The organism is Ancylomarina sp. (assembly GCF_041555295.1).
GTDB lineage: Bacteria > Bacteroidota > Bacteroidia > Bacteroidales > Marinifilaceae > Ancylomarina.
Map to the genome: position 1 here is coordinate 33,173 of NZ_JBFFKR010000003.1, position 19,525 is coordinate 52,697.

General features: G+C 37.3%; 34 protein-coding genes. All 34 read right to left on the minus strand.

The window, feature by feature from the left end:
* Positions 1–20 precede the first annotated feature (20 nt).
* Positions 21–1,304 carry a phosphopyruvate hydratase gene (gene eno / locus ABY905_RS00680; protein ID WP_372639488.1) on the minus strand — a complete coding sequence of 428 codons (1,284 nt, stop codon included), beginning with the start codon at positions 1,302–1,304 and terminating at the stop codon, positions 21–23.
* A gap of 201 nt (positions 1,305–1,505) precedes the next feature.
* Complete coding sequence (rplQ, locus tag ABY905_RS00685) at positions 1,506–1,982, minus strand: 50S ribosomal protein L17 (protein ID WP_372639489.1); 477 nt, start codon at positions 1,980–1,982, stop codon at positions 1,506–1,508.
* A 6-nt stretch (positions 1,983–1,988) separates the two neighbouring features.
* The gene (locus ABY905_RS00690) at positions 1,989–2,981 is read right to left on the minus strand and encodes a DNA-directed RNA polymerase subunit alpha (RefSeq protein WP_372639490.1); all 993 of its coding nucleotides are present in this window, start codon (positions 2,979–2,981) and stop codon (positions 1,989–1,991) included.
* A 20-nt stretch (positions 2,982–3,001) separates the two neighbouring features.
* Positions 3,002–3,610, minus strand: a complete 609-nt coding sequence (gene rpsD / locus ABY905_RS00695) for a 30S ribosomal protein S4 (RefSeq protein ID WP_372639492.1) — start codon at positions 3,608–3,610, stop codon at positions 3,002–3,004.
* Between the two features lie 123 nt (positions 3,611–3,733).
* Positions 3,734–4,123 carry a 30S ribosomal protein S11 gene (gene rpsK / locus ABY905_RS00700; RefSeq protein ID WP_125030257.1) on the minus strand — a complete coding sequence of 130 codons (390 nt, stop codon included), beginning with the start codon at positions 4,121–4,123 and terminating at the stop codon, positions 3,734–3,736.
* A gap of 10 nt (positions 4,124–4,133) precedes the next feature.
* Positions 4,134–4,511, minus strand: coding sequence for a 30S ribosomal protein S13 (rpsM, locus tag ABY905_RS00705; protein WP_372639493.1), 378 nt, complete (start codon positions 4,509–4,511; stop codon positions 4,134–4,136).
* 33 nt (positions 4,512–4,544) lie between these two features.
* A complete protein-coding gene (gene ykgO, locus ABY905_RS00710; protein ID WP_054714088.1) occupies positions 4,545–4,661 on the minus strand; it encodes a type B 50S ribosomal protein L36 in 117 nt (38 codons plus the stop codon).
* 11 nt (positions 4,662–4,672) lie between these two features.
* Positions 4,673–4,894, minus strand: a complete 222-nt coding sequence (gene infA, locus ABY905_RS00715) for a translation initiation factor IF-1 (RefSeq protein ID WP_054714084.1) — start codon at positions 4,892–4,894, stop codon at positions 4,673–4,675.
* A gap of 26 nt (positions 4,895–4,920) precedes the next feature.
* Positions 4,921–5,682, minus strand: coding sequence for a type I methionyl aminopeptidase (map, locus tag ABY905_RS00720; RefSeq protein WP_372639494.1), 762 nt, complete (start codon positions 5,680–5,682; stop codon positions 4,921–4,923).
* A gap of 23 nt (positions 5,683–5,705) precedes the next feature.
* Positions 5,706–7,049: a preprotein translocase subunit SecY gene (gene secY / locus ABY905_RS00725; RefSeq protein ID WP_372639495.1), complete on the minus strand. Its 1,344-nt coding sequence runs from the start codon at positions 7,047–7,049 to the stop codon at positions 5,706–5,708.
* Positions 7,050–7,058: 9 nt separating this feature from the next.
* Positions 7,059–7,505, minus strand: coding sequence for a 50S ribosomal protein L15 (rplO, locus tag ABY905_RS00730; protein WP_372639496.1), 447 nt, complete (start codon positions 7,503–7,505; stop codon positions 7,059–7,061).
* A gap of 25 nt (positions 7,506–7,530) precedes the next feature.
* Complete coding sequence (gene rpmD / locus ABY905_RS00735) at positions 7,531–7,707, minus strand: 50S ribosomal protein L30 (RefSeq protein WP_372639497.1); 177 nt, start codon at positions 7,705–7,707, stop codon at positions 7,531–7,533.
* A gap of 10 nt (positions 7,708–7,717) precedes the next feature.
* Positions 7,718–8,227, minus strand: coding sequence for a 30S ribosomal protein S5 (rpsE, locus tag ABY905_RS00740; RefSeq protein ID WP_372639498.1), 510 nt, complete (start codon positions 8,225–8,227; stop codon positions 7,718–7,720).
* A gap of 5 nt (positions 8,228–8,232) precedes the next feature.
* Entirely contained in the window at positions 8,233–8,589 is a 357-nt protein-coding gene (rplR, locus tag ABY905_RS00745; protein ID WP_372639499.1) for a 50S ribosomal protein L18, read from the minus strand.
* Between the two features lie 18 nt (positions 8,590–8,607).
* A complete protein-coding gene (rplF, locus tag ABY905_RS00750; protein ID WP_372639500.1) occupies positions 8,608–9,162 on the minus strand; it encodes a 50S ribosomal protein L6 in 555 nt (184 codons plus the stop codon).
* Between the two features lie 17 nt (positions 9,163–9,179).
* Positions 9,180–9,575 carry a 30S ribosomal protein S8 gene (rpsH, locus tag ABY905_RS00755; protein ID WP_372639501.1) on the minus strand — a complete coding sequence of 132 codons (396 nt, stop codon included), beginning with the start codon at positions 9,573–9,575 and terminating at the stop codon, positions 9,180–9,182.
* A 74-nt stretch (positions 9,576–9,649) separates the two neighbouring features.
* Positions 9,650–9,919 (minus strand): 30S ribosomal protein S14, encoded by a 270-nt coding sequence (gene rpsN, locus ABY905_RS00760; protein ID WP_372639502.1) that lies wholly within the window; start codon positions 9,917–9,919, stop codon positions 9,650–9,652.
* A 4-nt stretch (positions 9,920–9,923) separates the two neighbouring features.
* A complete protein-coding gene (gene rplE / locus ABY905_RS00765) occupies positions 9,924–10,478 on the minus strand; it encodes a 50S ribosomal protein L5 (RefSeq protein WP_372639503.1) in 555 nt (184 codons plus the stop codon).
* Positions 10,478–10,801 (minus strand): 50S ribosomal protein L24, encoded by a 324-nt coding sequence (gene rplX / locus ABY905_RS00770; RefSeq protein ID WP_372639504.1) that lies wholly within the window; start codon positions 10,799–10,801, stop codon positions 10,478–10,480. The genes rplE and rplX overlap by 1 nt, the downstream gene beginning before the upstream one ends.
* A gap of 18 nt (positions 10,802–10,819) precedes the next feature.
* Positions 10,820–11,185 carry a 50S ribosomal protein L14 gene (gene rplN, locus ABY905_RS00775; RefSeq protein ID WP_275109483.1) on the minus strand — a complete coding sequence of 122 codons (366 nt, stop codon included), beginning with the start codon at positions 11,183–11,185 and terminating at the stop codon, positions 10,820–10,822.
* A gap of 2 nt (positions 11,186–11,187) precedes the next feature.
* Positions 11,188–11,445, minus strand: coding sequence for a 30S ribosomal protein S17 (rpsQ, locus tag ABY905_RS00780; protein WP_262701748.1), 258 nt, complete (start codon positions 11,443–11,445; stop codon positions 11,188–11,190).
* Positions 11,446–11,449: 4 nt separating this feature from the next.
* A complete protein-coding gene (gene rpmC / locus ABY905_RS00785) occupies positions 11,450–11,647 on the minus strand; it encodes a 50S ribosomal protein L29 (protein ID WP_372639505.1) in 198 nt (65 codons plus the stop codon).
* 2 nt (positions 11,648–11,649) lie between these two features.
* Complete coding sequence (rplP, locus tag ABY905_RS00790; protein ID WP_372639506.1) at positions 11,650–12,081, minus strand: 50S ribosomal protein L16; 432 nt, start codon at positions 12,079–12,081, stop codon at positions 11,650–11,652.
* 26 nt (positions 12,082–12,107) lie between these two features.
* Positions 12,108–12,821: a 30S ribosomal protein S3 gene (gene rpsC, locus ABY905_RS00795; protein ID WP_372639507.1), complete on the minus strand. Its 714-nt coding sequence runs from the start codon at positions 12,819–12,821 to the stop codon at positions 12,108–12,110.
* Positions 12,822–12,826: 5 nt separating this feature from the next.
* Positions 12,827–13,243, minus strand: a complete 417-nt coding sequence (gene rplV / locus ABY905_RS00800; protein ID WP_372639508.1) for a 50S ribosomal protein L22 — start codon at positions 13,241–13,243, stop codon at positions 12,827–12,829.
* 40 nt (positions 13,244–13,283) lie between these two features.
* A complete protein-coding gene (gene rpsS / locus ABY905_RS00805) occupies positions 13,284–13,553 on the minus strand; it encodes a 30S ribosomal protein S19 (protein WP_125030238.1) in 270 nt (89 codons plus the stop codon).
* Positions 13,554–13,572: 19 nt separating this feature from the next.
* Positions 13,573–14,397, minus strand: coding sequence for a 50S ribosomal protein L2 (gene rplB / locus ABY905_RS00810; protein ID WP_372639509.1), 825 nt, complete (start codon positions 14,395–14,397; stop codon positions 13,573–13,575).
* Positions 14,398–14,404: 7 nt separating this feature from the next.
* Entirely contained in the window at positions 14,405–14,695 is a 291-nt protein-coding gene (gene rplW / locus ABY905_RS00815; protein ID WP_372639510.1) for a 50S ribosomal protein L23, read from the minus strand.
* A gap of 10 nt (positions 14,696–14,705) precedes the next feature.
* Positions 14,706–15,338 carry a 50S ribosomal protein L4 gene (gene rplD / locus ABY905_RS00820; protein ID WP_372639511.1) on the minus strand — a complete coding sequence of 211 codons (633 nt, stop codon included), beginning with the start codon at positions 15,336–15,338 and terminating at the stop codon, positions 14,706–14,708.
* Entirely contained in the window at positions 15,338–15,955 is a 618-nt protein-coding gene (gene rplC, locus ABY905_RS00825; RefSeq protein ID WP_372639512.1) for a 50S ribosomal protein L3, read from the minus strand. Before rplC ends, rplD begins: the two co-directional genes overlap by 1 nt.
* 41 nt (positions 15,956–15,996) lie before the next feature.
* Positions 15,997–16,302: a 30S ribosomal protein S10 gene (gene rpsJ, locus ABY905_RS00830; RefSeq protein ID WP_125030233.1), complete on the minus strand. Its 306-nt coding sequence runs from the start codon at positions 16,300–16,302 to the stop codon at positions 15,997–15,999.
* A 25-nt stretch (positions 16,303–16,327) separates the two neighbouring features.
* Positions 16,328–18,442 (minus strand): elongation factor G, encoded by a 2,115-nt coding sequence (gene fusA, locus ABY905_RS00835; protein WP_372639513.1) that lies wholly within the window; start codon positions 18,440–18,442, stop codon positions 16,328–16,330.
* A gap of 20 nt (positions 18,443–18,462) precedes the next feature.
* A complete protein-coding gene (gene rpsG / locus ABY905_RS00840; protein ID WP_372639514.1) occupies positions 18,463–18,939 on the minus strand; it encodes a 30S ribosomal protein S7 in 477 nt (158 codons plus the stop codon).
* A 128-nt stretch (positions 18,940–19,067) separates the two neighbouring features.
* A complete protein-coding gene (gene rpsL / locus ABY905_RS00845) occupies positions 19,068–19,448 on the minus strand; it encodes a 30S ribosomal protein S12 (RefSeq protein ID WP_125030230.1) in 381 nt (126 codons plus the stop codon).
* Between the last annotated feature and the right edge of the window lie 77 nt (positions 19,449–19,525).

Here is a 19,525-nt window from a genome sequence, read left to right on the forward strand (position 1 = left end):
TATATGCTTGGGGCTAATAATTAGCATCCGAAAATTGCATTTTCTCCCAATTCTTCTTCAATACGAAGTAATTGATTGTACTTAGCCATACGATCAGAACGACTTAAAGAACCCGTTTTAATCTGACCAGAGTTAGTTGCAACAGCGATATCAGCGATAGTCGCATCTTCAGTTTCACCAGAACGGTGAGAAGTTACTGAAGTATAACCCGCACGGTGAGCCATTTCAATTGCATTCAAAGTCTCAGTTAAAGTACCAATTTGGTTTACTTTAATCAAGATAGAGTTAGCAGCTTTAAGCTCGATACCTTTAGCAAGGTAATCAGTGTTGGTTACGAATAAATCGTCACCTACAATCTGACACTTATCACCGATAAGAGCATTTAAAGCAACCCATCCATCCCAGTCACCTTCGTCCATACCATCTTCGATAGAATCGATTGGGAACTTAGAGATTAACTCAGCTAAATAAGCAGCTTGCTCTTCAGAATTTCTTTTAGCGCCGTTTGGCTCAAAAATACTGTAGTCATATACACCGTCTTTGAAAAACTCAGAAGCAGCACAATCCATAGCGATAGAAATATCACCACCATCTTCTTTACGACCAGCTTTATAACCAGCGTTTTTAATCGCAGTAAGGATGCAGTTGATAGCCTCTTCAGTACCACCTAACATAGGAGCGAAACCACCTTCGTCACCTACAGCAGTAGAAAGACCTTTTCCTTTAAGAACTTTTGCAAGAGCATGAAATACTTCAGCACCCATTCTTAAAGCCTCGCGGAATGAAGGAGCACCAATAGGACGGATCATAAACTCCTGGAATGCGATTGTAGCATCAGAGTGAGAACCACCGTTGATGATATTCATCATAGGAACAGGAAGAACACAAGCATTAGCACCACCAATATAACGGTATAGTGGTAACTCAGAATACAAAGCTGCAGCTTTAGCAACAGCCAAAGAAACACCTAACATCGCGTTAGCACCTAAGTTTGACTTAGTTTTAGTTCCGTCAAGAGCGATCATCGCTTTATCAATAGCTACTTGGTTAGTAGCATCCATACCAAGTAGTGCATTGGCAATAGCGTTATTTACGTTATCAACTGCTTTTAACACACCTTTACCTAGGTAACGTGACTTATCTCCGTCACGAAGCTCTAATGCTTCGTTTTCACCAGTTGAAGCTCCAGAAGGAACACCGGCACGACCCATATAACCACTAGCAAGAGTTACTTCAACTTCGATAGTAGGATTTCCACGTGAATCAAGAATTTCACGACCGTGAATTTTTACAATTTCTGACATAACTTACGGTATTAAATATTATAATAGTAATGTATAGTAACTAATTTGTTATCAGACCTAAAGTTCACTATTAAAAATCATATATTCACAAGATTTCCTCAAAAATATAGAGGAATCTACGCAAACGTTAGCAAATTCTTTAGGGCATTAAAAAAGGGATAAAGCTTAACTTTATCCCTTTTTTTATATGAAAAGGAAAGATTACTCTTCGCCTTTAACTTCAGTTGCTTCAACTTCAGTAGTCTCATCAGCAGTCTTAGTGCTTTTTCTTCTACGAGTTGTTTTCTTAACTTCAGCTTTTTTCTCAGTTACGTAAGTCTCATTGAAATCAACTAGTTCGATAATACACATTTCTGCATTATCACCTAAACGATTTCCTGTCTTAAGAATGCGGGTATAACCACCTGGGCGGTTCGCAACTTTAACTGAAACTTCCTTGAACAACTCAGTAACGGCTTCTTTTTGCTTTAAATAGCTAAAAACAACACGTCTTGAGTGTGTGGTATCTTCCTTACTCTTAGTAATCAACGGCTCTACATACATTTTTAAAGCTTTTGCTTTAGCAGTAGTTGTGCTGATTCTTTTGTGTAAGATCAAAGAAGAAGCCATATTTGAAAGCATAGCCTTTCTGTGGGCAGCTTTTCTTCCTAAGTGATTAAACTTTTTTCTATGTCTCATTTTGCCTTATTCCTTATCTAATTTATACTTAGAAATGTCCATACCAAAAGTAAGATTCAGTGATTCTAACAAATCATCTAACTCGGTTAAGGATTTCTTACCAAAGTTTCTAAATTTCAACAGGTCGTTTCTGTTAAATTGAACTAGTTCTCCTAGTGTATCTACATCAGCAGCTTTCAAGCAGTTCAACGCTCTTACAGAAAGATCCATATCTACCAACTTAGTCTTAAGAAGTTGACGCATATGCAATACTTCTTCATCAAACTCTTCATTAGCGAACTTCTCATCAGTGTCAAGAGTAATCTTTTCGTCTGAGAATAGCATGAAGTGATAAATAAGAATTTTCGCCGCTTCTTTTAACGCTTCTTTTGGATGAATTGAACCATCAGTAGTGATTTCAAAAACTAACTTTTCATAGTCAGTTTTCTGCTCTACACGGTAATTCTCAACATCAAACTTAACGTTCTTAATTGGTGTGTGAATAGCATCAATTGGAATGACTCCAAATTCAGCATCAACTGGTTTATTCTCTACAGAAGGAACATAACCTCGACCTTTATTGATAGTTAAATCCAAATGTAATTTGGCCGAGCTATCCATTCTGCAAATCACAAGTTCTGGATTCAACACTTCGAAACCAGTTAGAAACTTGTTAATATCGCCTGCTGTAAAAGTTTCTTGATCCGAAATGGTAACAGTTACCAATTCGCTATCAACTTCTTCAACTTTTTGTTTAAACCGAACTTGCTTTAAGTTCAGGATCATTTCGGTTACATCCTCAATAACACCTGGTACTGTAGAGAATTCATGATCAACACCTTGAGCCTTAATAGTAGTAATTGCATACCCCTCTAAAGAAGAAAGTAATATTCTTCTTAAGGCGTTACCAATTGTAATACCATATCCAGGCTCTAGTGGACGAAATTCGAATTTACCGAATTTGTCGTCAGCGTCGAGCATAATAACTTTGTCCGGTTTTTGGAAAGCTAAGATTGCCATAAAATATTGATTAACTATTTTTATTTAGAATACAATTCAACGATTAACTGCTCCTTAATGTTCTCAGGAATCTCAGTTCTTTCAGGAATGTTTAAAAACTTACCCGTAAGTGAAGTTTGATCCCATTCCAACCAAGATGCTTGGTTGTATCTTGCAGTAGATAAAGAATCGGTAATAGCAATTAAAGACTTCGATTTTTCACGAACTCCTACGATATCCCCGGCTTTTACTGAAAATGAAGCGATATTACAAACCTGACCGTTCACAGTAATATGTTTATGGCTAACCAACTGACGAGCAGCTGATCTTGTTGGAGCAACACCTAATCTGTAAACAACGTTGTCTAAACGACACTCTAGGAATTGTAACAATACTTCACCAGTAATACCTTTACTTCTTGCGGCCTTTTTAAATAAGTTAGAGAATTGCTTTTCTAATACACCATAAGTATATTTTACTTTTTGCTTCTCTTTCAACTGAACCCCATATTCAGACATTTTATTTCTTCTACGGCTGTTACCGTGCTGTCCTGGAGGGTAGTTTTTATTTTCAAATGCCTTATCAGGTCCAAAAATTGGCTCTCCAAATTTTCTAGCAATTTTACTCTTTGGTCCTATATATCTAGCCATCTCTTATTAAATTTAATTTTTTACGTTAAGTGACTTAAAAAGTTATCGGTTTTAAAAGGGCCGCTGTTCTTGAGAGGATATCAAAAGAAAAAAAAACCGAACAAAATTTAAGCTGAATTTTAATTATACTCTACGTCTTTTTGGTGGTCTACAACCATTATGAGGTAATGGAGTAACATCTATGATCTCTGCGATATCAATTCCACAAGAATTAACTGCGCGGATTGCAGATTCACGTCCGTTACCTGGACCTTTAACGTATACTTTAACTTTTCTCAAACCTAGGTCATGAGCAACTTTAGCACAATCGGATGCAGCTTGTTGAGCAGCATATGGAGTGTTCTTCTTAGAACCTCTAAATCCCATTTTACCGGCCGATGACCAAGAGATAACCTGACCAGTGTTATTGGTCATTGAGATAATAATGTTGTTGAATGATGAGTGGATGTGCACTTGTCCTAGCGCTTCAACCTTCACAACTCTTTTTTTAACTGATACAGACTTTTTTGCCATAACTTAACAATTATTTAGTCGCTTTCTTTTTGTTTGCAACTGTTTTTCTCTTACCCTTTCTAGTACGGGAGTTGTTTTTAGTTCTCTGACCACGTAAAGGTAAACCAACACGGTGACGAATACCACGGTAGCAACCAATATCCATCAAACGCTTAATATTCAATTGGTTTAAAGAACGTAATTCTCCTTCTACCTTGAAGCTTGTATTAATTGCTTGACGAATCTTTCCAGCTTCCTCATCTGTCCAGTCCTTAACTTTTGTGTCATAACTAACACCAACTTCATCAAGGATTTGTTTAGCGGCGCTATTACCAATTCCAAAGATATAGGTTAAACTAATAACCCCTCTCTTATTTTGAGGCAAATCGACTCCAACAATTCTAGCCATAAAATTTATTTATTTATTAACAAGTTAACTTAATTATCCTTGACGTTGTTTAAACTTAGGATTTTTTTTATTAATCACATACAAACGTCCTTTTCTTCTAACGATCTTACAATCTTCAGAACGTTTCTTTACAGATGCTCTTACCTTCATTTTATCGAAATTTAATTTTTGTATCTAAAAGTAATGCGCCCTTTAGTAAGATCGTATGGCGACATTTCCACTTTAACCTTATCCCCAGGCAAGATCTTAATATAATGCATTCTCATTTTCCCTGAGATATGTGCTGTTATCACATGTCCATTCTCAAGTTCTACTCGAAACATTGCATTTGATAATGCTTCGGTAATGGTACCGTCTTGTTCTATTGAAGGCTGCTTAGCCATAAGTAATAATTGTATTATATGTTATTTTATTCCTCAATAAATTCAAAACTGGACAGGATTTGAGCTTGTCCATTTCGAACAACAACAGTATGTTCAAAATGCGCAGAAGGTAACCCATCTGCAGACACTATCGCCCAACCATCTTCGTCTTGATAAACTTCTTTTTTTCCTAAGTTGATCATTGGTTCAATGGCTATAACTAGTCCATTTCTCAACTTTAAACCTTGGTGTTGTTTACCAAAATTTGGAACCTGTGGATCTTCATGCAAATCCTTACCAATTCCGTGTCCTACCATTTCCCGTACAACAGAAAAACCATGTCTCTCTGCGTGTTCTTGAATGGCATAGCCGATATCTCCCAAATGGTTTCCTTCGACTGCATTAGTTATGCCTTTATAAAGAGCTTCCTTAGTTACTTTTAGTAACGATTTAATGTCAGGTTTTACTTCGCCAACGCTGAATGTGTATGCTGAATCGCCATAAAAACCATCTAACAAAACACCACAGTCGCAAGATAGTATATCCCCTTCTTTCAACTCATAAAAAGACGGTATCCCATGTACAACTTGCTTGCCAACAGACATACAAAGTGTGTTTGGAAATCCATCGTAACCAAGAAATCCTGGTAAACCACCATTATCTCTTATATATTCTTCTGCAATTTGATCTAACTTGAGAGTTGATATGCCGGGGCGTATCCTCTTAGAGATTTCCCCAAGAGTCTTAGCCACCAGCATGTTACTTTTTTCAAGTAACGCTATCTCCTCCTCAGTCTTGTAAAAAATCATTTTGCAAAGAAAGCAAAAATATTTTAATAAGCAGCAGCTCCTGCTGGAGATTTGCCTTTAATTCTTCCTGACTTCATCAAACCATCATAATGACGCATCAATAAATGACTCTCAATTTGTTGTAAAGTATCTAAAACAACACCCACTAAAATCAATAAAGATGTACCTCCGAAGAATTGAGCAAAACCACTATTTATACCAGCTAACATTGCAAAGGCAGGCATAATTGCAACCCATCCTAAGAATAAAGATCCCGGTAAAGTAATACGAGACATTACAGTATCTAGGAAATCAACAGTTTTTTTACCTGGCTTAATACCTGGGATAAATCCACCATTCTTTTTCATATCCTCAGCCATTTGCGTTGGATTAACTGTAATTGCAGTATAAAAATAAGTGAACAACACAATCATTACAAAAAACAAAGCATTGTAATAAAAACCAGTGTAGTTACTCAAAGCAGCAGCAACTCCAGATAATGAATCAGAACTCGCATAGTTCACAAATGCCATAGGCAAGAACATAATAGCCTGAGCAAAAATGATAGGCATAACACCAGCCGCATTCACTTTTAAAGGAATGTACTGACGAACACCACCATATTGCTTATTCCCAACAATACGCTTAGCGTACTGTACTGGGATCTTTCTAGTACCCTGTACTAATAAAATAGTCAGAGCAAAAACAACAAACAAAATTACAATTTCAAGAACAAGCAGAATTAATCCACCTCCTTGACCTTCTAATCTCGATCCAAGTTCAGCAACAAAGTTAAAAGGTAAACGAGCAATAATACCAATCATGATGATGATAGAAATACCGTTACCGATTCCCTTATCTGTAATCTTTTCACCTAACCACATGATAAACATAGATCCGGCTGCAAGTATAGCTACTGAAGATGCTGTAAAGAAAAAGCCTTTCAAAATGAAAGCTGCTTCAGGCAAAGTCGAGTGTAGGTTTAATAGATATCCTGGTGCTTGAAGAATAAGAATGACTACCGTTAAATAACGTGTAATCTGATTGATTTTACGACGACCGCTCTCACCTTCACGTTGTAAACGTTGAAAATAAGGAACAGCAATTCCCATCAACTGAATAACAATGGATGCAGAAATGTAAGGCATGATTCCTAGGGCTAAAATTGAAGCATTCGAGAATGCACCCCCTGAAAACATATCTAACAAACCTAATACACCATCAGCAGTTTGAGATTTTAACGCGCCTAAGTGAGCTGGGTCTATCCCCGGCAACACAATCATGGTTCCTAAACGGTAAACCAATAGAAGTCCTAAAGTTGTTAAGATTCTTGATCTTAAATCTTCAATCTTCCAGATGTTCTTCAATGTATCTATTAAACCTTTCATTATCTAATCTTACAATTTAACAACAGTTCCTTCAACTGCTTCAATCGCTGATTGAGCAGACTTCGAGAACGCATGAGCTTTAACTTCAAGCTTAGCAGATAAAATACCATTACCCAATACTTTGATTCTGTCATTCTTGCTACACATTCCTGCGTTCACTAAAACTTCAGCATCAATAGACGTAATGTTAAGCTTCTCAGCTAATCCTTGTAATACTTCAACATTAATAGCTTTGTATTCAACTCTATTAATATTCTTAAATCCAAACTTAGGAACTCTTCGTTGTAAAGGCATTTGACCACCTTCGAAACCAACTTTTTTAGAGTATCCAGATCTTGACTTCGCACCTTTATGTCCTCTGGTTGAGGTACCACCTCTACCAGATCCTTGTCCACGACCAATTCTTTTGGTTGTCTTTACAGATCCGACGGCGGGTTTTAAGTTACTTAAGTCCATAATATATTTATGCTATTAACAATTATTATTCTTGAACGGTAACCAGGTGACTTACCTTCGCAACCATTCCTTTAATTTGAGGTGTAGCCTCATGCTCAACAGTACCATTGATCTTTCTCAATCCCAATGCTTCTAAGGTTTTCTTTTGGCGAGCACTACTCCCAATTTTACTCTTAACTTGGGTAATTTTAATCTTAGCCATTTCCTTTAGTTTAACCGTTAAACACTTTATCTAATGATACACCTCTATGGTCAGCAACAGTATGAGCATCTCTCAATTCACCAAGAGCTGCAATAGTAGCTTTAACAAGGTTATGAGAGTTTGATGATCCTTTTGACTTTGCAAGCACATCAGTTACTCCAACACTCTCAAGTACGGCACGCATCGCACCACCAGCTTTCACCCCGGTACCATGAGAAGCAGGCTTAATAAAAACCTCTGCTCCACCAAAACGTGCAAGTTGCTCGTGAGGAATAGTTCCCTTAAGAACTGGAACCTTAATCAGATTTTTCTTAGCAGCATCAACACCTTTTGAGATAGCTGTAGTAACCTCGTTAGCTTTTCCAAGCCCCCAACCTACTAAACCATTCTCGTTTCCAACAACAACAATTGCTGAAAAACTAAAAGTACGTCCACCTTTTGTTACCTTAGTAACACGATTAATTGCAACCAGTTTATCCTTAAGCTCTGCGTCGCTAGTCTTAATATTCTTATCTGCCATAATATTTAAAATTTAAGGCCACCTTTACGAGCAGCGTCCGCTAAAGATTTAATTCTACCATGGTATAAGTAACCATTTCTATCAAATACTACTTCAGAAATACCTGCAGTAACAGCTTTCTCAGCAATTGCTTGCCCTATGAATTCTGCTTGCTCAGTTTTGTTACCACTCTTCTCTACAAAATCTTTTGCAAGAGATGAAATTGATAACAAAGTCTTTTTTGTAATATCATCAATTATTTGTACTGAAATCTGCTTATTTGAACGAAAAACTGACATTCTTGGTCTTTCGGCAGTTCCAGAAATAGACTTACGAACTCGTCTTTTAATTCTAAGTCTTCTTTCGCGCTTAGTTAAAGCCATAATTTACTGTTTTAGAAATTATTTACCCGCAGATTTACCAGCTTTTCTTCTTAGCTGCTCTCCAACAAATTTAACACCTTTTCCTTTATACGGCTCTGGTTTTCTGAAAGAACGAATCTTTGCAGCCACCTGTCCTACCAATTGCTTATCGCAACTCTCAAGAGTAATAATTGGATTAGCACGTTTTTCAGTAACAGCAGTTACCTTAACTTCCGATGCAATCTCCATATGAATCAAGTGAGAGTAACCTAAAGCCAATTCTAGAATTTGTCCATTAGAAGTCGCACGGTAACCAACACCTACAAGCTCTTGCTCAGTTTTGTATCCTTCAGTTACACCAATAACCATGTTATTGATTAATGAACGATATAAACCATGCATTGCTTTATGAGGTTTTTGATCAGTTGGACGTTCTAGAACAATAGAATCTTCTTCTACAGTTACTTTGATTACAGGATCAACCTGTTGGGTTAATTCACCTTTAGGGCCTTTAACCACCACTGAATTATCTTTGTTTACCTTAACTTCAACTCCGGCAGGCAAAACGATAGGTAATTTTCCAATTCTCGACATTTCTTATCCTCCCTAAATTAGTAAACGAAACACAATACTTCACCACCTACATGTTTTTGGCGAGCTTCCTTATCAGTCATTACTCCCTGAGAAGTAGATAAGATAGCAATACCTAAACCGTTAAGTACGCGAGGCAATTCAGTAGCTCCACAATATTTTCTTAAACCTGGCTTAGAGACACGTTTAAGATCCTTAATTGCTGGAATCTTAGACTCTGGATGATATTTCAAAGCAATTTTAATTTTGCCTTGCAAGTTATCATCCTCAAATTTGTAATTAAGGATATATCCTTTATCCTTAAGAATTTTTGTCATTTCTTTTTTTACGTTTGATGCAGGTATTTCAACCACTTTGTGGTTAGCCATAATTGCATTTCTTAAACGTGTAAGAAAATCTGCTATTGGATCTGTCATTATATAAAAAAATTAAATTGATCCCGATTGCTCGGGACAATATTTAACAATAGTTCTTTTACAAACGTTGTTGGTTACCAACTTGCCTTCATTACTCCAGGAATAAGACCAGCATGAGCCATTTCACGGAAAGTGATACGACTTAAACCGAATTGTCTCATATATCCTTTAGGACGACCAGTTAACATACACCTGTTATGTAATCTAACAGGTGATGAATTTTTAGGCAAACGACTAAGACCGATATAGTCACCTTCCTCTTTTAGTTTAGCTCTTTTAGCAGCGTATTTTTCTACTAGTTTTTGACGCTTAACTTCGCGAGCTTTCATTGATTCTTTAGCCATCGTATTACTTTTTAATGTTTTTAAATGGTAATCCAAATTCTTTCAAAAGAGCATAGGCTTCTTCATCGGTATTTGCAGAAGTAACAAAGGTAATATTCATACCCATAATCTTATTCACTTCATCCAAAAGGATTTCAGGGAAAATGATTTGCTCTTCAATACCTAATGTATAGTTTCCACGTCCATCAAACTTGCTATTAATACCTTTAAAGTCACGAATACGTGGTAAAGCAACACGAATTAATTTCTCAAGAAATTCGTACATGTGCTCGCGACGTAATGTAACAGTAGTACCAATTGGCATACCTTTACGTAACTTAAAGTTAGAAATATCTTTAGACGATAGAGTTGATACTGCTTTCTGTCCAGTGATTGTAGTCATTTCGTTCAAAGAGAACTCAAGAACTTTTTTGTCAGCAATTGCTTGTCCAACACCTTGATTAAGTACTATCTTCGTTAATCTAGGAACCTGCATTACAGACTTGTAGTTGAATTCCTTCATTAAAGCTGGAACTACTTCCTCTGAATACTGTTTTCTAAGAGATGGTGTATAACTCATTACTTGATCTCCTCCCCTGACTTTTTAGCGTATCTAACTAATTTGTTATTGTCATTCAATTTTCTACCAATACGGGTTGCTTTCCCAGTAGAAGGGTCCTTCACATTCAAATTTGAAATATGAATAGGAGCCTCTTTCTTAATAATACCGCCTTGAGGGCTAGCTGCATTAGGTTTGGTATGCTTAGACATCATGTTAACACCTTCAACGATCGCACGTTGCTTGTCAACAATCACTTCTAATACTTTACCTTCCTGGCCTCTAGATTCTCCTGCGTTTACAATTACGGTATCACCCTTTTTAATATGTAACTTTTTTCGCATTGTTCTAAGTTTACAAGATTATAATACTTCTGGTGCTAGAGAAACGATCTTCATGTTAGTTTCACGTAGTTCTCTTGCAACAGGACCAAAAATACGGGTTCCTCTCATCTCTTCTGCTGTATTCAACAACACGCAAGCGTTATCGTCAAAGCGGATATAAGACCCATCATTTCTTCTAATCTCTTTTTTTACACGAACAACAACGGCTTTGGTTACTGTTCCTTTTTTCATCTCCGAACCTGGAATTGAATTTTTAACGGTAACCACAATCTTATCGCCAATTGATGCATAGCGCTTTTTGGTTCCGCCTAACACACGGATACAAAGAACTTCTTTGGCTCCGCTGTTATCAGCTACTAATAGTCTACTTTCAGTTTGTATCATGATTACTTAGCTCTTTCAATAAGTTCAACTAATCTCCAAGTCTTATTTTTACTTAAAGGTCGGGTTTCCATGATCTTTACGGTATCACCTTCATTACAGGTGTTTTCTTCGTCGTGAGCAGTATACTTTTTAGTCTTGTTCACGAACTTTCCGTAAATAGGGTGCTTCTCTTTAGTGTGAACTGCAACAGTAATGGTTTTATCCATTTTGTCGCTTACCACTACCCCGATACGTTCTTTTCTAAGGTTTCTTTCCATCACTTTTTTACTTTTCAGTTAATTGCCTCTGACGTAATTCCGTCATTAATTTTGCAATATTACGTCTGGTTTCCTTTATTTGCAAAGGATTCTCCAAAGGTGAAATAGCGTGATTTAGGTTGAATCGAGTTAATGCTGTTCTTTCAGCTTCCAACTTTTCTACTATTTCCAGTGTTGTTAACTCTTTAATTTCCGAATTCTTCATGACTAAACATTTGAATTTTCAACATAATCACGTCTTACGACAAACTTTGTAGTAACAGGTAATTTTTGAGCTGCAAGGCGTAAAGCCTCTTTAGCAACTTCAAAAGGTACACCTTCACACTCGAATAACATTCTTCCTGGTGAAACAGGAGCAACGAATCCTTCTGGTGAACCCTTACCTTTACCCATACGTACCTCTGCAGGCTTCTTAGTGATAGGCTTATCTGGGAATATTCTAATCCACAGTTGACCTTGTCTTTGCATATATCGGGTAACTGCAACACGAGCAGCTTCAATCTGGCGACCTGTCAACCACTTTGTTTCAAGTGATTTAATTCCAAAAGATCCGAATGCTAATTCAGTTCCGCGACCTGCGTTACCTTTGATTCTTCCTTTTTGTTGTCTCCTAAATTTAGTCCTTTTTGGTTGTAACATCGTACTAATACATTAAAATTTAAAGACTACTTCTTTTTTCTTCTATTAAAACCAGGCTTTCCACCTTTAGGTGCACGAGCATCGCGCAATCCTGCATTTGGAGTTAAATCTGGTTTACCATAAATCTCACCTTTACAGATCCAAACTTTGATACCTAATAAACCGTAAGTTGTTAATGCTTCAGCTAAATGGTAATCAATATTTGCTCTTAAAGTGTGAAGAGGAGTACGTCCTTCTTTATACATTTCAGAACGTGCCATCTCTGCTCCATTTAAACGGCCTGAGATTTGAATCTTAATTCCTTCAGCACCCATTCTCATTGTAGAAGCAATGGCCATCTTAGTTGCTCTTCGGTAGGCGATACGACCTTCGATTTGACGAGCAATGTTATTAGCGACGATTACGGCATCCAACTCAGGACGCTTAATTTCAAAGATGTTAATCTGTACTTCTTTGTCAGTAATCTTCTTTAACTCTTCTTTAAGCTTATCTACTTCTTGACCACCTTTTCCGATAATAATACCAGGGCGTGCAGTGTTGATAGTAATTGTGATAAGTTTAAGAGTTCTTTCAATTATGATTTTTGAAATACTTGCTTTTGCTAAACGAACATTTAAATACTTTCGAATTTTTGCGTCCTCAACAAGCTTCTCACCGTAGTTTTTTCCACCAAACCAGTTAGAATCCCATCCTCTGATGATTCCTAGTCGATTTCCTATTGGATTTACTTTTTGTCCCATTCTAACTATTCTTTTGTATTACTTTCGGCAGTTTTGCTACCAAGTAATATAGTTACATGATTTGATCTCTTTTTAATTCTATGTGCTCTCCCTTGAGGAGCAGGTCTTAGACGCTTAAGAATACGTGCTGAATCTACTGAAATCTCTTTCACATATAAAGCACTGTCTTCTAGTCTCTGCCCTTCATTTTTAGCTTGCCAATTGGCAATAGCTGAAAGCACTAGTTTTTCTACGCGATTTGCTGCTTCTTTTGGACTAAAACGAAGTACATCCATAGCTCGGTTCACCTCCATACCTCTTACCATATCGGCAACCAGGCGCATTTTGCGGGGCGATGTCGGAACATTCTTTAAGCTAGCAAATGCCTTGCTTAAATTCTGTTCCTTTATTTGGTTTGCTTTTATTCTTTTTCTAGCTCCCATTTTTACGAATTCAAAATGTTAATTAAAACCAACGTCACGCTTAACGTTTTTTCTTATCAACGTGACCTCTAAAGGTACGAGTTGGTGCAAATTCTCCTAATTTATGACCTACCATATTCTCGGTAACATATACAGGAATGAATTTATTTCCGTTGTGAACGGCAATCGTGTGGCCTACGAAATCTGGAGAGATCATAGAACGACGTGACCAGGTTTTAATCACTGATTTTTTACCTGACTCGTTTTGCTCTATTACTCTTTTATCCAATTTGAAATCGATAAAAGGGCCTTTTTTTAATGAACGACTCATAACAACTTAATTAATCAAATTATTTTTTCCTTCTTTCAACGATATACTTATTAGAAGCATTCTTTTTAGCTCTGGTTCTGAAACCTTTTGCTAAAACACCTGTTCTAGAGCGAGGATGTCCTCCTGAAGATTTACCTTCACCACCACCCATTGGGTGATCGACTGGATTCATCACTACACCACGAACACGAGGTCTTCTACCTAACCAGCGAGTACGACCAGCTTTACCACTTCTTTCTAGAGCGTGATCGCCATTAGAAACAGTACCGATTGTAGCTTTACAGGTAACAAGAATCATTCTAACTTCTGACGAAGGTAATTTGATCATTGCATATTTGCCATCTCTTGAAACGAGTTGAGCATATGCACCAGCACTACGAGCCATCACAGCACCTTGAGAGGGTCTTAATTCAATATTATGAATTATTGTTCCTAATGGGATATCTGATAATGGCATTGCATTTCCGATCTCTGGAGCAACTTTTTCACCAGAAACAAGCACTTGATCCACTTCCAATCCGTTAGGAGCAATAATGTAACGTTTCTCACCATCTGCATACACAAGCAAAGCAATGCGCGCAGTACGGTTTGGATCGTACTCTATTGAAACAACTTTGGCAGGAATAGTATCCTTGTCTCTTTTGAAATCGATTACTCGATATCTTCTTTTGTGACCACCACCTATATATCTCATTGTCATTTTACCAGTGTTATTTCTACCACCGGTTTTTTTCATTGGTCTCAACAATGATTTCTCAGGTTTGTCTGTAGTTACCTGCTCAAAGGTATTTAGGATCTTATGTCTTTGACCAGGAGTTACAGGTTTTAATTTACGTACAGCCATTTTCTAATTAAATATTGCTATAAAAATCTATGTTATCTCCTTCAACTAAAGTTATAATCGCCTTCTTAAAAGAAACAGTTCTACCATTAATTGCACCTGCTTTAGTGAAACGGCTTTTTGTTTTACCTTGATAATTCATGGTATTTACCGAAACAACTTTTACACTGTACATTTTCTCAACTGCTCTTCTAATATCGATCTTGGTCGCTCTGCGATCAACAACAAAACCTACGCGATTTAACTTTTCGCTTAGTTCAGTCATTTTCTCAGTAACGAGGGGCTTTAATAAAATTTCCATTTTTTTAAACTTAATTTAGTTTAAACATTTCATCGAGCCCTTTAATCGAACTCTCAACGAATAACAAAGTCGAAGCTTTCATAATATCATAAGTTGCAAGGTCAGAAACACGTACAACTTCAACATTCTTCAAATTACGAGACGACAAATATATGTTTTTATTATCTTCATTTAAAACCAAAAGGACTTTTTTATTAGACACTTTCAGATTATTTTGAAGATCAACAAACAATTTTGTCTTTACTCCTTCAAAATTGAAATCTTCAACAACAACTAAAGCATCATTTTGCGCCTTAACTGCCAAAGCAGATTTACGAGCTAATTGCTTAAGTTTTTTATTCAATTTGAAGGTATAGTTTCTTGGACGAGGACCGAAACAACGACCTCCACCACGAAACAAGGGAGATTTAATACTACCAGCACGAGCCGTACCAGTACCTTTTTGCTTCTTAATCTTAGCAGTACTACCAGAAATATCAGCTCTCTCTTTTGACTTATGAGTTCCCTGACGTTGGTTTGCTAAAAATTGTTTTACATCTAAGTAAATAGCGTGCTCGTTTGGTTCGATGCCGAAAACTGAATCTTGCAACTCAATTTTTCTTCCTGTATCTTCTCCAGCTGTGTTTAAAATAGTTAATTCCATTACTTTTCAATAATTACGTATGAACCTTTAGACCCTGGAAGAGATCCTTTAACTAATAATAAGTTGTTCTCAGGAATTACCTTAAGAACCTGAAGGTTTTGAACCTTCACAGTATCCCCACCCATACGTCCGGCCATTCTCATGCCCTTAAATACACGTGCTGGATAAGATGCAGCACCAATAGAACCCGGTGCACGTAAACGGTTATGTTGACCGTGTGTCGCGCCACCTACTCCGGCAAAACCATGACGTTTCACAACACCCTGGAAACCTTTACCCTTTGATACACCTGCTACGTCTACATAAACAGTATCAGCAAAAATATCAACAGTAATAGCATCACCCAAAGCATACTCTTTGTCGAAATTCGAAAATTCAACAAGTTTCTTCTTAGGAGTTGTGTTTGCCTTTTTAAAGTGCCCATCTAGCGCCTTAGTTGTTCGCTTTTCTTTCTTTTCTTCAAAAGCCAACTGAAGTGCTGCGTAACCGTCAGACTCAAGAGTCTTAACTTGTGTTACGACACATGGACCTGCCTCAATGACAGTGCATGGAATACATTTTCCCTCGGCACTGTAAACGGAAGTCATTCCGATTTTTTTCCCAATTAATCCTGGCATTTCTCTTTTTGTTTTAAAATAAAACTAACAATTACTGTCTATCAAACTTTAATTTCAACTTCTACTCCACTTGGCAACTCAAGTTTCATTAAAGCGTCAATTGTATTTGCAGTAGAACTGTAAATGTCAATTAAACGTTTAAATGAAGATAGTTGAAACTGCTCTCTTGATTTCTTGTTCACAAAAGTTGAACGAAGAACAGTAAAAATTCTCTTGTGAGTAGGAAGTGGAATTGGTCCACTCACTACCGCACCTGTAGCCTTAACTGTTTTTACAATCTTATCAGCTGAATTGTCAACCAAGTTGTGATCGTAAGATTTCAGTTTAATTCTAATTTTCTGGCTCATATCAATAAGTCTATTACGATATTAATTACAATAATTCTACTTTACCCTTAGCAGCTTCAACTACATCTTTAGCAATTCCCTTAGGTACTTCTTCGAAGTGAGAGAATTCCATAGATGAGTTAGCACGACCAGAAGACAGAGTTCTCAATACAGTTACATAACCGAATTGCTCTGACAATGGTACTTTAGCAAGTACTACACGAGCACCATGCTTAGTCTCCATTCCTTCGATCTGACCACGACGCTTATTCAAGTCACCGATAATATCTCCCATATAATCTTCTGGAGTTACAACTTCAACTTTCATAATTGGCTCAAGAATAACAGGTCCCGCTTTAGCACATGCTTCACGATAACCTTGCTTACCTGCCATTTCGAAAGAAATTGCATCAGAGTCAACTGGGTGGAAAGATCCATCAAACAACTCTACTTTAAGTGAATCTAAAGTATAACCTGCCAATACACCATTTTTCATGGCTTCAGTGAATCCTTTCTGTACAGATGGAATAAATTCCTTAGGAATATGACCTCCCTTAACTTTATCGACAAACTGCAATCCGTCTCCCTCAAAATCAGCATCAACTGGAGATAATATGAAAGAGATGTCTGCAAATTTACCACGTCCACCAGACTGCTTCTTGAATACCTGACGGTGCTCAACAGTACGAGTAATAGCTTCTTTGTATGCAACCTGAGGTGCTCCCTGATTACACTCAACTTTAAATTCACGCTTCAAACGGTCAACAATGATATCAAGGTGAAGCTCACCCATACCAGAAATAACAGTTTGTCCTGAATCTTCGTCAGTCTTAACCACGAAAGTTGGATCCTCTTCAGCCAATTTAGCTAAAGCCATACCCATTTTCTCCATATCCTTCTGAGTCAAAGGCTCAACTGCGATACCGATTACTGGCTCTGGAAAATCCATAGACTCCAATTCGATCTGAGTTTCTTTTTGACAAAGAGTATCACCAGTACGAATATCTTTAAATCCTACACAAGCACAAATATCACCAGCCTCAACACGGTCGATAGCATTTTGCTTGTTTGAATGCATTTGATACAAACGAGAAATACGCTCTTTATTACCTGTTCTTACGTTATAAACGTATGAACCTGCATCGATAGCACCTGAATACACACGAGTAAATGCCAAACGACCTACGAATGGGTCAGTAGCAATTTTAAATGCCAATGCAGCTAAAGGTTCTTCAACAGAAGGCTGTCTTGAAACCACTTCGTCAGTTCCAGGAACTGTTCCTTCAATAGCGTCAATATCAAGAGGAGATGGCAAGTAAATAATCATAGCATCCAATAATCTTTGAACACCTTTATTCTTAAATGCAGAACCACATAACATAGGAACAATGTCCATGCTAATGGTAGCCTTACGGATAACCGCATACATCTCATCTTCTGTAATAGAATCTGGATCTTCAAAGAAACGCTCCATCAAGTCTTCATCTTGTTCAGCTACTGCCTCTACAAGATTAGCTCTCCACTCTTTCGCTTCTTCTAACAAACTAGCTGGAATCTCTTCCATTCTATAGTTTGTTCCATTCTCATCTTCGAACCAGATACAAGCTTGCATTGTAATCAAATCGACTACACCACAAAACTTCTCTTCTGTTCCGATTGGAATCTGAATTGGTACAGGATTAGCACCAAGCTTTTCCTTAACCTCACGCACAGCCTTGAAAAAGTCAGCACCAGAACGGTCCATCTTATTCACAAAACCCATACGAGGAACTTTATATTTATTAGCTTGTCTCCAAACTGTCTCAGACTGAGCCTCAACACCACCTACTGCACAAAAACATGCAACAGCACCATCAAGCACACGTAAAGAACGCTCCACCTCAACGGTAAAGTCAACGTGACCTGGGGTATCAATAATATTGATATGAAAACTCTCGTCTTTGTAGTTCCAAGAACAAGTTGTAGCAGCTGAAGTAATGGTAATACCACGCTCCTGCTCTTGCTCCATCCAGTCCATGGTAGCAGCTCCATCATGCACCTCACCAATTTTGTGAGAAACACCAGTATAATACAAAATACGTTCTGTAGTTGTAGTTTTACCAGCATCGATGTGAGCCATAATACCAACGTTTCTGGTATATCTTAAATCTCTTTTTGCCATAATCTTAAAGATTGCAATAATTAAAATCTAAAATGTGCAAAAGCACGATTAGCTTCAGCCATTCTATGAGTATCTTCTTTCTTCTTATAAGCTCCACCTTCTTCGTTGAATCCAGCAATAATTTCAGCTGACAACTTATCGGCCATAGACTTACCTGATCTCTTACGAGCAAAAAGAATCATATTCTTTATAGAAACAGCAACTTTTCTTTCTGGACGAATTTCCATTGGAACCTGGAAAGTAGCACCACCTACACGGCGAGACTTCACCTCTACTCCTGGAGTAATATTTTCCAATGATTTCTTCCAAACTTCTAAAGGAGACTTACCTGTCTTCTCTGTTTTTTCCTTAACGATTTCTAACGCTGCATAAAAAATCTTGTATGATAGATTTTTCTTTCCGTCAACCATTAAGTCATTTACGAATCGTGTCACCAACACATCATTAAATTTTGGATCCGGTAACAAGATTCTCTTTTTTGGTCTTGATTTTCTCATCTTCCTTAGTTTACGAGTTATCCGTTGTAGCTGCCTTTTTCAGTCTTCAAAAACCTCACGATCATTTACTCAACTTAATAGAGAACAACACATAAACATTAACTCACAGTTTTAAAAACTAGAATTAATTACTTTTTAGCTTTTGGTCTCTTAGTACCATACTTAGAACGACGCTGCATACGACCTTCTACTCCTGAAGCATCTAGTGCACCACGAACAAGGTGATATCTTACACCTGGAAGGTCTTTTACACGGCCACCACGAATCAATACGATCGAGTGCTCCTGTAAGTTATGTCCTTCTCCTGGAATGTAAGCATTCACTTCTTTTCCGTTAGTCAATCTAACACGAGCTACTTTACGCATAGCTGAATTAGGCTTCTTAGGTGTAGTAGTGTAAACACGTACGCAAACTCCTCTTCTCTGAGGACAAGAATCCAAAGCTGGAGCCTTGCTTTTCTCTACAAGCTTGACACGTCCTTTTCTAACTAACTGTTGAATTGTAGGCATATTAACAATTACTTTGTGATTAAATATATTTTAACAAATTGGTTGCAAAGGTATTAATTATTTCCAAATAACAATAG

Excerpts from the sequence above, each read along its gene's own strand:
- eno (WP_372639488.1), bottom strand. The coding sequence starts at position 1,304 with ATGTCAGAAATTGTAAAAATTCACGGTCGTGAAATTCTTGATTCACGT.
- rpsG (WP_372639514.1), bottom strand. The coding sequence starts at position 18,939 with ATGAGAAAATCAAGACCAAAAAAGAGAATCTTGTTACCGGATCCAAAA.
- rpsE (WP_372639498.1), bottom strand. The coding sequence starts at position 8,227 with ATGGCAGATAAGAATATTAAGACTAGCGACGCAGAGCTTAAGGATAAA.
- rpsM (WP_372639493.1), bottom strand. The coding sequence starts at position 4,511 with ATGGCTAGAATTGTTGGAGTCGATTTGCCTCAAAATAAGAGAGGGGTT.
- rplW (WP_372639510.1), bottom strand. The coding sequence starts at position 14,695 with ATGGAAATTTTATTAAAGCCCCTCGTTACTGAGAAAATGACTGAACTA.
- rplN (WP_275109483.1), bottom strand. The coding sequence starts at position 11,185 with ATGATACAAACTGAAAGTAGACTATTAGTAGCTGATAACAGCGGAGCC.
- rpmD (WP_372639497.1), bottom strand. The coding sequence starts at position 7,707 with ATGGCTAAGATTAAAATTACCCAAGTTAAGAGTAAAATTGGGAGTAGT.
- ykgO (WP_054714088.1), bottom strand. The coding sequence starts at position 4,661 with ATGAAGGTAAGAGCATCTGTAAAGAAACGTTCTGAAGATTGTAAGATC.
- map (WP_372639494.1), bottom strand. The coding sequence starts at position 5,682 with ATGATTTTTTACAAGACTGAGGAGGAGATAGCGTTACTTGAAAAAAGT.
- infA (WP_054714084.1), bottom strand. The coding sequence starts at position 4,894 with ATGGCTAAGCAGCCTTCAATAGAACAAGACGGTACCATTACCGAAGCA.
- rpsK (WP_125030257.1), bottom strand. The coding sequence starts at position 4,123 with ATGGCAAAAAAGTCTGTATCAGTTAAAAAAAGAGTTGTGAAGGTTGAA.
- rpsH (WP_372639501.1), bottom strand. The coding sequence starts at position 9,575 with ATGACAGATCCAATAGCAGATTTTCTTACACGTTTAAGAAATGCAATT.
- rplO (WP_372639496.1), bottom strand. The coding sequence starts at position 7,505 with ATGGACTTAAGTAACTTAAAACCCGCCGTCGGATCTGTAAAGACAACC.
- secY (WP_372639495.1), bottom strand. The coding sequence starts at position 7,049 with ATGAAAGGTTTAATAGATACATTGAAGAACATCTGGAAGATTGAAGAT.
- rplV (WP_372639508.1), bottom strand. The coding sequence starts at position 13,243 with ATGGGAGCTAGAAAAAGAATAAAAGCAAACCAAATAAAGGAACAGAAT.
- rplP (WP_372639506.1), bottom strand. The coding sequence starts at position 12,081 with ATGTTACAACCAAAAAGGACTAAATTTAGGAGACAACAAAAAGGAAGA.
- rplF (WP_372639500.1), bottom strand. The coding sequence starts at position 9,162 with ATGTCGAGAATTGGAAAATTACCTATCGTTTTGCCTGCCGGAGTTGAA.
- rpsD (WP_372639492.1), bottom strand. The coding sequence starts at position 3,610 with ATGGCTAGATATATAGGACCAAAGAGTAAAATTGCTAGAAAATTTGGA.
- rpsN (WP_372639502.1), bottom strand. The coding sequence starts at position 9,919 with ATGGCTAAAGAATCAATGAAAGCTCGCGAAGTTAAGCGTCAAAAACTA.
- rplQ (WP_372639489.1), bottom strand. The coding sequence starts at position 1,982 with ATGAGACATAGAAAAAAGTTTAATCACTTAGGAAGAAAAGCTGCCCAC.
- rplR (WP_372639499.1), bottom strand. The coding sequence starts at position 8,589 with ATGGCTTTAACTAAGCGCGAAAGAAGACTTAGAATTAAAAGACGAGTT.
- ABY905_RS00690 (WP_372639490.1), bottom strand. The coding sequence starts at position 2,981 with ATGGCAATCTTAGCTTTCCAAAAACCGGACAAAGTTATTATGCTCGAC.
- rplC (WP_372639512.1), bottom strand. The coding sequence starts at position 15,955 with ATGCCAGGATTAATTGGGAAAAAAATCGGAATGACTTCCGTTTACAGT.
- rpsL (WP_125030230.1), bottom strand. The coding sequence starts at position 19,448 with ATGCCTACAATTCAACAGTTAGTTAGAAAAGGACGTGTCAAGCTTGTA.
- rplD (WP_372639511.1), bottom strand. The coding sequence starts at position 15,338 with ATGGAATTAACTATTTTAAACACAGCTGGAGAAGATACAGGAAGAAAA.
- rplB (WP_372639509.1), bottom strand. The coding sequence starts at position 14,397 with ATGGCTGTACGTAAATTAAAACCTGTAACTCCTGGTCAAAGACATAAG.
- rpsC (WP_372639507.1), bottom strand. The coding sequence starts at position 12,821 with ATGGGACAAAAAGTAAATCCAATAGGAAATCGACTAGGAATCATCAGA.
- rplX (WP_372639504.1), bottom strand. The coding sequence starts at position 10,801 with ATGCGAAAAAAGTTACATATTAAAAAGGGTGATACCGTAATTGTAAAC.
- fusA (WP_372639513.1), bottom strand. The coding sequence starts at position 18,442 with ATGGCAAAAAGAGATTTAAGATATACCAGAAACGTTGGTATTATGGCT.
- rpmC (WP_372639505.1), bottom strand. The coding sequence starts at position 11,647 with ATGAAGAATTCGGAAATTAAAGAGTTAACAACACTGGAAATAGTAGAA.
- rplE (WP_372639503.1), bottom strand. The coding sequence starts at position 10,478 with ATGAGTTATACACCATCTCTTAGAAAACAGTATTCAGAGGAAGTAGTT.
- rpsS (WP_125030238.1), bottom strand. The coding sequence starts at position 13,553 with ATGAGTCGTTCATTAAAAAAAGGCCCTTTTATCGATTTCAAATTGGAT.
- rpsJ (WP_125030233.1), bottom strand. The coding sequence starts at position 16,302 with ATGAGCCAGAAAATTAGAATTAAACTGAAATCTTACGATCACAACTTG.